Below are 10,172 nucleotides of genomic sequence, written 5' to 3'. Positions count from 1 at the left end.
AAGCATATATATGTTGCAATTTACAATGTACAATGTATAATTCACAATTACTGTTAAATTTCTTGTAATATTTTTAGGATTATGATAAAGGATTATTTTTGCAATATATATTAAAATCTATACTTTTAATTATATATATCCGAAAATTCTATATTAATTTTTTCAATGCAATCTCCGCCTATAGAGCTACAAAAAGAATACTCTTCTTCATTTTTCACTAGTTTGCATGGGATATATATAACAAATTCAGTGCCACAATTCATTTTACTTTTTACAGATATTATTCCACCGTGCAGCTCAACTAAGGACTTTACAAGAGAGAGCCCTATCCCACTTCCTTCATGATCTCTAGCTAGAGATTTATCTACCTGTATAAATCTTTCAAATATCGAATTTAATTTATCTTGCGGAATACCTCTTCCTGTATCCTTAATTTTTATACAAATTCTATCATAACAGTCTTCAATACTAACAGATATTTTTCCACCACTTGAAGTAAATTTTACTGCATTTGATAATATATTCAAAATAATTCTTTCAATTTTTTCTGGATCACATGACATAATTTTTTCTTCCACGTTCGTATCAAATATAAGAGATAGTCCTTTATTCTCAATATAGTCAGCTACCGATAAAGTTATATTCTCTATAAGAGCAATAATATCAATATTATGTTCATTGATATTAAAATATCCAGAATCAATTTTCGTTATATCTATAATATTATTTATAAGTCTTAAAATACGATAGCAGTTCTGTTTCATTATTTTAGTATATTTATATTTATCAATATCTTTATCTTCAAATAAACAATCTTTTAATATAAGTTCATGCATTTGCAATGCTGAAAAAATTACGTTAATTGGTGTTCTTAATTCATGAGATATATTTGAAAAAAATTCTGTTCGTATTCTATCGTATTCCTTAATTTCATACAATTTTTTTCTTTCTTCTTCAACACTCTTTTGCAATTCTTCCATATGCTTTTTTTCCGTCACATCTATAGCTACTTTCATGAATAATCTATGCCCATCCTCTAACTCACCAATATATGCTGAATAAAAATTGCAAATCTTTATACTTCCATCATATGTTCTTATAGAAAACTCACCATTGTTTTGTCTTTTTTCAGAATTAAATAACTTGTTTATATTTATACTACTCAATTCTTCCTTAAATGCCTCTGAAATATTTGCCCATTCCAAAATCGTCGGAATATCTGCAAGCTTATATCCAGTAATGTCACTCCATGATCTATTAATCTTTTTTACAAAACCATCTTCTGTATATAGCATTATAGGTACCGGCGCCTCTTCTATCGAATGACGCAACTGTCTCTCACTTTCCTTTAATGCCTCTTCTGTTCTAGTTCTTTCGTTCATCTCTTCTTCCAATATAATATTGAATTCTTTTAGCTCAGAAGTTATATCCTCCAATTGATTATCTTTTTCAATAACTTCATTAACTAAATCACTATTTCTTTTTAATAACACCCTATTCCAATTCTTTAATTCAGTATATGTTATCTCATAATTCTCCTTATGAAATTTTATCTTATGTTCCATAAATCTAATTTTTAAATGCATCTCAATTCTATTTATAACTTCCTCATATTCAAGTGGAGTACTTAAATAATCATTTCCTCCAACAATATATATTTTATTCCGGTCAATAGCTTCTCCACCTGAGTTTATAAAAATAATTGGAACATCTACCAAATCATCTTCCTTTCTTATAATTTCGCATAATTCATACCCATTAATATCTCCCAAGTTTATATTTATTAAAATTATATCTGGTATATTTTCTTTTATTGATTTTATGATTGATTCACTTTTTTTGACACTTTTTATATTTATATATCCTCTATAATTAAGAAATTTTATTAGTACCCGTGAATCTTCAAAGTAGTCATGAACAATAAGAATATTAGCTTCATAAAAAAATTTTTCTAAATTCTCCATTACTTATAGCCTCGTTTCAAAAACATTTTAATATTCTATAAAAAATCATATATTTAAGTTCCCTATTTTTCATTTCGTTTCTCTTAGTCTATTCTCTTGTCTTTAAATTAAAAATTATCATTGTAGATGTGTCATTTATATGACCTATATATTGTTCTCCATAAGCAGAAAATCCTATAGTAGGAATATCTTTAAATATTTTAGCATATTCATCTGACAAGTTTTTCTTTTTCAATTCCATCGTTCTATGTATACATTGAAAATTTATAATGCCATCAATCTTTCCCAATTCACTGACTTTATTTTCAATCGTCCTTCGTGTATCATCAATTATATTCGTGGCTTTTAAAAGTTTAACTTCCATCCCTTCAAGTATATTGCAATAAAACATCAGACTTGTCCCTATGACTCTTTGCGGTGATCTTATAAAAAAATTATTTTCCTCAATCATTAATCCTAATGGGTTGCTCATAAAATATTTTGAAATTTCTTTAATATCGTTAGCTTTCACAGCATCTGCATATTCCAATGCAGCGGGTCTATTATTAAATTCAATTACTTGCCTTTTTTCTTCATCTACTTTGTTTGCAACGAAGCTATAATCCAAAGATTCGAAACTTTGCGTTTTTATAAAACTAAACTCAGCATCATCACTTATCTTTAGTAAAATTAAAGCTACCGAATCTGTCGAAGTATATCCATTAACAGAAACATATGTCTCTAAAAATTCGTTGTTATCACCAGCTGAACCACCAATAAAGAACACATTAGTCCTATTGCCTATCATGTCCATTATTTTTTCCTCTTTCATACTTAATCCATCTATTAATGTTATACCAACAAACTTTTCTGCACTCATATTGTATAAACTTTCTTTAAAGTATTCTTCAAAGGAAGTAAAAGCAGGTTCTAAGTTTAAATTTTTCTTTATATTTTCAACCAATTCAACTTTTATACCAGAAATAATATCTGAGTTAATAGCCATTGCAACAATCGAATTATCTAGTATTTCTCCACTTACAAGTTCACCTGCTGTAGAGCATCCCACAACAACACACTCTTTAAATGCTTCTTGCATAAGCGAACTTATCTTTTGTTGACTATAATTAGAAGATGCAAAAAATATTACTAACTTTATGTCATTAATGTTTAATTGATTTTTTATATCTTTCACTGCATCCTCTTCTGATATTTCGGTTGAGAATGAGGATTTAATATTTTCCCCAACACCTTCCAGATTCTTTATATTTAACTGTCTAGCAATATCGAAAAGTTTATTAATTATAGTTATATCATCTGGAGAATCTATATCAAATTTATTAGGATTAATTCCTTTTAGGATTAGTTTAGCTATAGTCATTTCCTTAATAGCAGGATTCCCTTTTGATCTTTGTTGAATAATCTCATCAATCATTTTCTTTATTTTTCCAGGCAAAAATGACCATCCCTTTCTTACCACTAAATAAGTGATATATTATTTATCATAACTCATATATTGTCCAATTTTTCAAATACTCAGTAATTATAACACATTTTTTCTATATTTTACTTAATTTTCGTATCGCATTTTTTGAGCTTTTTCTAAAAAACTTTTAATTAAAACAAAACACCGCTTATTATATGTAATAAGCGGCATTAATCTTTATCATAATACTATCTATTGTTTTTTATATAAATGAAATTACATGTTTAACATTTAATTTATTTAAAATCTTCTATCCTTATTATGTTATCTATTTTGTAAACAGATTTCAAGCTAGTAATTTCTTCAACTGCACTATCAATTTGAGCCTCGCTAGTTCTGTGAGTAACTAACACAATAGTTACCTGACCATCTTCTTCGTCACCTTTTTGTATCACAGACCTTATACTTACATTATGTTTTCCAAGTATTGCAGTAATTTCTCCAAGAACCCCTGATTCATCCAAAACAGTTGCTCTTATATAAAATTTACTTTCAACTGAACCCATGTCTAAAATTTCTCTTTCCCATAGGTTATTCTTTACTACTGGATTCGGATTTTCTGTTTCAACATTATTTCTTACAATCGAAACAATATCACTCACTACCGCACTGCCCGTTGGAAGATCTCCTGCACCTCTTCCGTAAAACATTAAATCTCCTACTGCATTTCCTCTTATAAATACAGCATTGTATGAATCATAAACATTCGAAAGCGGGTGTTTCTTCGGAATCATTGTAGGGTGAACTCTAAGTTCAACTTTGCCATTAGTTTCTTTTGCTATAGCAAGTAATTTAATTCCCATTTTAAATTCCTTAGCATATTTCATATCAACAGCTCCAATTTTGGTAATTCCTTCTCTATATACATTTTTTACATCTATCTTAGATCCAAAAGCTAATGAAGCAAGTATTGCTAATTTATATTGTGCATCATATCCTTCAATATCTGATGTAGGATCAGCTTCAGCATATCCTTTTTCTTGTGCTTCCTTTAATACATCATCGAAATCAGCACCTTCAAGTTCCATCTTGCTTAAGATGTAATTAGTTGTTCCATTTACTATTCCATAAAGAGTTTCTATTTTATTTGCAGTTAAGCTTTCATCTATTCCCTTTATAATTGGAATTCCTCCAGCTACACTAGCTTCATAACTAAACATAATTCCGTTTTCATCTGCTTTTTCAAAAAGTTCATCTCCACCGGTTGCTAGTAACATTTTATTTGCAGTTACTATATGCTTTTTGTTTTCCATGCATCTTAGCATATACTCTCTGGCCGGCTCCATTCCTCCCATGACTTCAACAACAATTTTAATGCTACTATCTTCTAATATTTCATTAAAATCAGTTGTTACAAGTTCATCCGATATTTCAATGCCTCTTGGTTTATTTTTATCTCTAACAAGAACTTTTGCAACTTCTACTTCATATCCACATCTTTTCATAATTTCTTCTTTGTTAGAGTTTAAAATCATCCAAACACCACGACCAACATTCCCCAATCCTAGTAGTGCTATTTTTACTTTTTTCATCTTGCGCCCCCCTTAAGTTACAACTATTATAAATAATAGTATACGTATTTATTATAATTCTTATATTAATTTTTGGCTATATTTTTTTATCTAATATTTTATACATCAAATAAAAAATCACCACTTATAAGTTTATTATTCAACAATGTTTTCTCAATCAAAAAACCATTTTATTATGTTATTCAACTGTGATTTAAATAACAAATTACTTCTTTATCTCTAAATAAAAGTTGGCACGAGTTACTTGTTGATATGGATATATCCATAAGAATCCTATTCCCAAAGTCAAAATTGAAATAATCCACCACCCAACAAAACTTAATTCAAGAAGTAATAAACGAATATTATGTCCCTTCATAATTGATACACTTTGCTTTAAACATTCTATTATAGACTTATTATTATCTTCACATAATATGAAGAACGCTTGTGAAAACATGAGTGAAACTATAATACCAGGGATTATCAAAAACAATGTTGCAATAGATACACTTAAATTGATCAATATCCATACTCCTAAGGTTTTAAAGTAAATATTAGCTCCTACAAATAAATCATTAAACTTTTCCTCATTATTACCAAATGCCAAATTTAATACAAATTTGCATGTCCCTAATGTAGCCATTCCACCTAAAAAAACACTAACGCATTCGCCAATACTAGGAAGAAGACCTCCATCTGGTTGAAGCAGCTTCATCGTAACGTAAAATCCACTTATTATTATTAAACTTACAAATAAAGTTGTTATTGCTATTCCCCATTTTCCTTTCAATTGTTTTTTCGACTTCCTCTTTAGTTCCGATATCTTCATTCTAAATCCTCCAATTAGCAATTGTAATAATATTATATTCTACTACAATTCAGCCAGCTTATTTTAAAAAATATCCAAATATAATTGGTAAAAATATTCCTGGCAACAAATTTGCAACTTTAATTTTACTTATCCCAAGCATATTAAAACCAAGTCCTACAATTAATAGACTCCCTACTGCTGACATATTAGAAATTACATTATCAGTGAGTATTGTCGAAAGTCCTCCTGCAAGCAAAGTGATACTTCCTTGATATATAAAAATTGCGATTGATGATAACATTACACCTACCCCAAGTGATGATGCAAATATTATTGATGACACTCCATCTAGTATTGATTTAGCAAAAAGGGTTGAGTTATTTCCTTGTAACCCACTTTCAAGAGAGCCAACCACTGCCATTGCTCCAACACAAAATAATAAGCTAGATGTAACAAATCCTTCTGATATGGATATTTTATCATTAGAATTATTTTTCCTTTTTCCATTTATTTTTCTCTCAATCATATTTCCTAAATCATTTAATCTTCTATCAATATCTATAATTTCTCCTATAAGAGCACCTAGTGCAATACAAATTATTATTTGCAATGTATCTTTTCCCTTGAGCGCTCCAGATATACCTATATATAATACGCATAAGGCTAAACCATTCATTATTGTATTACTAATCTTCTCGGTTAATCTACCTTTTACTATTAACCCCATTAAGCACCCACCTATTATTGCTAACGAATTAACTATTGTTCCTAACATTTTTCTTCCCCCAACTTTTTTATCATTTTATTTTCCGCTTAATTATAACATATATGACTCATTTTCCCTACTTTGCGATTTACAAATAAGAAATTTAATTTCATAATTTTAACTAATTAAACTCAATTACCAAAAAATACAACGTGTCAAATAAATTATCTTGTACAAACTAATTTATGAAATCATCAATATATATTTCTAAATAATATTATTCCGCTGGAATAGAAAAACATTAAGATGATTTTTATTCGTGTATTATATTTGTTGTATTATTTTAGGTTGACTTTTATCAAAACAACACCTTATAGGAGATGATAATTATGGCAAGAATGAGAGAACCTAGATTCAAGTTGTGTAGACGCTTAGGATTAAACGTTAGTGGACATCCCAAAGCTATGAAAAGGGCCAACAATGGCAGTGCTAGAAACGCAAAAAAGCTTTCGGCTTATGGCCTTCAATTACTTGAAAAGCAAAGACTCAGAGCATACTACGGTGTAATGGAAAAGCAATTTGCCTCCTATGTACGAAAAGCGTTAAAAGATAAAGAACCTACTGGTTATGCTCTAATAAAAAGGTTAGAATGTAGATTAGATAATTTAGTTTACAGACTAGGCTTTTCGTCTTCTATTGCACAAGCTCGCCAAATGGTAGTTCACGGGCATATTTTAGTTAATGATAAAAAGGTAGATATTCCTTCTTTTGAAGTAAATATAGGTGATATAATTTCTTTAAAAGAAAAGTCCAGAAGCAACGACTTGTTTAGGGATACTTTTTTATCTAATACTCTTAATACCTCCCCGTATCTAACCAAAGATCAAGATAATTTTTCAGGAACTCTTATAAGATACCCTTTAAGAGAAGAAGTTCCTATTGAAATCAATGATTCTTTAATTGTAGAATTCTATTCTAAACTCTAACATAATTAATCATAAATTTAAAATGTATTTTTTAAAATATTATGATAACATCGAGAGGAGGAATTTATCATTGGAATTTAACATAAAACAAAATATTCTTCAAAATAAACCTTATAGAAACTTTTCTTTTTGGGAAGAAAAAATCCTAAATGAAGAAAATTTATGGGAGGGCTATTTTGATAATAAAGAGATAACTAACACCTCAAAAGTAATTTATACTGGAATCTTTGATCTTGAAAAAAATATTCTCCAATGTGGTTGGGCTGCTTATCCTTGCGGCTATAGCCTATTAGGATTTTTACAACATGTATTCTTGCCAACATCTTTTTTTACTTGTTTTGACCGTAAATCTGATGGTTTCTTTATTCCAGTATCAGATTTTGATACTGTTATTAATGAGACTTTGAAATACAATGATTCAAATGTGGATTTAACTTCTGTGAATTCGATGAAAAATTTATATAATTTCTTAAATAATCTTTGGGAATATGATTCTGAGTCATTAAGCCAAGAATTGAAATCTTTTTCTCAAAAGTTTAATACAACTTGGAATAACGATCCTAATCAAAGACTATTTATAGAAATTTTTGATAACCCATGTGACATATTTAATTTTGTAAAGGAATCTGTATCATGGGAATCAAAAGAATTCATAGAAGAGGATATTTCTATGAGCTTAGAGGCTCTTAAATTTGCCTGCGATAATGCAGTTGAAGAACCACTATTAAGCAAGAGGCTTATTGATATACTAAATACTAATGCGCCAATACTCTTCTAATAATAACCAATTGTAAATTAAAACAAGATAATTAAAAGTCTTATCTATATAAATTAACCCTATATAATAATATAAACTTAAATAAAGACTCTTATACTTTCATTCGTATAAGAGTCTTTTATAATTAATTAATTCTATTCTTTATCATTTTTTTCTTCTTTTGGTAATATTCCTATGCCAAGTTCAGTTAATTGCTTTTCATCAACTATATTTGGTGCTTCACTTAGGTAGCAGTATGCATTTTGGTTTTTAGGGAATGCAATAACATCTTTGATATTTTCTGTTCCTGCTAAGAACATAATCATTCTATCAAGACCAAATGCTAAACCGCCATGTGGTGGTGGTCCAAATTTAAATGCTTGTAATAAGTATCCAAATCTTTCATTGACTACTTCATCTGTTAGTCCAAGTGCTCTAAACATTCTTTCTTGAAGAGCTGTATCATGAATTCTTATAGAACCTCCACCTAGTTCTTCACCATTTAATACTAAGTCATAAGCCTTAGAACGTACATTTCCTGGATCTGATTCGATAAAATCTAAATCCTCATCCATTGGTGCAGTAAATGGATGGTGGCAAGCTTTGTATCTTTCTTCTTCTTCACTATATTCAAATAGTGGGAATTCAGTAATCCATGTGAAATTAAATTCATTCTTATCCTTAATCAAATCAAATTGCTTAGCAAGTTCTAATCTTAATGCACCTAAACTTTGGAATACCACTGAATTTTTATCTGCTACTATAAGTATAGCATCTCCAGTTTCAGCATTCATAGTTTTTACTATAGAATTTGTTACATCATCAGTTAAGAACTTAGCTATTGATGATTTAACACCATCTTCTTTAATTTGAATCCAAGCAAGACCTTTAGCCTTATAAGTCTTAACAAACTCTCCTAATTTATCTAAAGGCTTTCTTCCAAGGTCTGCTCCACCTTTTAAACATAAAGCTCTAACAGATCCACCAGCTTCTATTGCTGATTTAAATACAACAAAATCTAAATCCTTAACATCTTCTGTTATATTAGTTATTTCCATTCCAAATCTTAAATCTGGTTTATCAGATCCGTATTTTTCCATAGCATCTTTAAATGTCATTCTTTTTATTGGAAGCTGAACATCTACGCCTGCTACTTTTTTAAATACATGAGCAATTAATCCTTCGTTTACTGCCATTATGTCTTCTTGTTCTACAAAACTTAATTCCATATCAACTTGAGTAAATTCTGGTTGTCTATTCGCCCTTAAGTCTTCATCTCTAAAGCATTTAGCTATTTGATAATATCTATCAAATCCAGATACCATCAATAATTGCTTAAATATTTGTGGTGACTGTGGAAGCGCATAGAACATTCCAGGATAATTTCTTGAAGGTACTAAGTAATCTCTAGCTCCTTCTGGAGAACTCTTTGATAAAATAGGAGTTTCTACATCTAAGAAGTTATTTTCTTCTAAATAATCACGTATTGCTTTTGTAGTTTTACTTCTAATTTCAAATATTTTGTGCATATCAGGTCTTCTTAAATCTAAATATCTATATTTTAACCTAATATTTTCAGCTGCATCTAAATCCTCTTTTATATATATTGGTGGAGTTTCTGATTCTGAAAGTATCTTTATATTTTCACATTTTAATTCAACAAAACCAGTTGGCATATTTTCATTAATGCTTTCTCTTTTAACAACTTCCCCTGTTACTGCTACGCAATATTCAGATCTTACTCCTTTTGCCTTTTCAAAAGCTTCTGCATTAATTTCCTCACCAAATACAACTTGCATTATACCTGTTTTATCTCTTAAATCAATAAATTCAAGTGCTCCAAGCTTTCTGTTTCTTTGAACCCATCCCATTAATGTTATTTTTTTGCCTACATGTTCTTCTCTAGGTTCACCGCACATCATTGTACGTTTTAATCCATTTAAAGATTCACCCATTACTAAAATCCTCC

At 29.3% G+C, this 10,172-nt stretch carries 8 protein-coding genes; 2 read left to right on the top strand and 6 right to left on the bottom strand.

Annotation, left to right across the window (positions count from 1 at the left end):
* Positions 1–125: 125 nt before the first annotated feature.
* The 5 genes from ACJDTP_RS25405 to ACJDTP_RS25385 form a co-directional block, all read right to left on the bottom strand.
* Entirely contained in the window at positions 126–1,964 is a 1,839-nt protein-coding gene (locus ACJDTP_RS25405) for an ATP-binding protein (protein ID WP_406762797.1), read from the bottom strand.
* Between the two features lie 88 nt (positions 1,965–2,052).
* Positions 2,053–3,399, bottom strand: coding sequence for an FIST signal transduction protein (locus ACJDTP_RS25400; RefSeq protein WP_406762796.1), 1,347 nt, complete (start codon positions 3,397–3,399; stop codon positions 2,053–2,055).
* A gap of 266 nt (positions 3,400–3,665) precedes the next feature.
* Positions 3,666–4,961 carry a homoserine dehydrogenase gene (locus ACJDTP_RS25395; RefSeq protein ID WP_406762795.1) on the bottom strand — a complete coding sequence of 432 codons (1,296 nt, stop codon included), beginning with the start codon at positions 4,959–4,961 and terminating at the stop codon, positions 3,666–3,668.
* A 205-nt stretch (positions 4,962–5,166) separates the two neighbouring features.
* Positions 5,167–5,772 carry a DUF975 family protein gene (locus ACJDTP_RS25390; RefSeq protein WP_406762794.1) on the bottom strand — a complete coding sequence of 202 codons (606 nt, stop codon included), beginning with the start codon at positions 5,770–5,772 and terminating at the stop codon, positions 5,167–5,169.
* A 58-nt stretch (positions 5,773–5,830) separates the two neighbouring features.
* Positions 5,831–6,529: a DUF554 domain-containing protein gene (locus ACJDTP_RS25385; protein ID WP_406762793.1), complete on the bottom strand. Its 699-nt coding sequence runs from the start codon at positions 6,527–6,529 to the stop codon at positions 5,831–5,833.
* Between the two features lie 320 nt (positions 6,530–6,849).
* Between ACJDTP_RS25385 and rpsD the strand changes: the two genes are divergently transcribed.
* On the top strand, positions 6,850–7,446 hold the full coding sequence (gene rpsD, locus ACJDTP_RS25380; RefSeq protein ID WP_077837488.1) for a 30S ribosomal protein S4: 597 nt from the start codon (positions 6,850–6,852) through the stop codon (positions 7,444–7,446).
* Between the two features lie 70 nt (positions 7,447–7,516).
* Positions 7,517–8,224: a hypothetical protein gene (locus ACJDTP_RS25375; protein WP_406762792.1), complete on the top strand. Its 708-nt coding sequence runs from the start codon at positions 7,517–7,519 to the stop codon at positions 8,222–8,224.
* A gap of 134 nt (positions 8,225–8,358) precedes the next feature.
* Here the strand turns inward: ACJDTP_RS25375 and aspS are convergent, their stop codons facing one another.
* The gene (gene aspS, locus ACJDTP_RS25370; RefSeq protein WP_078115178.1) at positions 8,359–10,158 is read right to left on the bottom strand and encodes an aspartate--tRNA ligase; all 1,800 of its coding nucleotides are present in this window, start codon (positions 10,156–10,158) and stop codon (positions 8,359–8,361) included.
* Positions 10,159–10,172 lie beyond the last annotated feature (14 nt).

It is taken from the genome of Candidatus Clostridium helianthi, assembly GCF_045310795.1.
GTDB classification, from domain to species: Bacteria; Bacillota; Clostridia; order Clostridiales; family Clostridiaceae; genus Clostridium; species Clostridium helianthi.
Note: the sequence above shows the minus strand (reverse complement) of the source record. Positions and strands in the feature narration are given on the sequence as shown.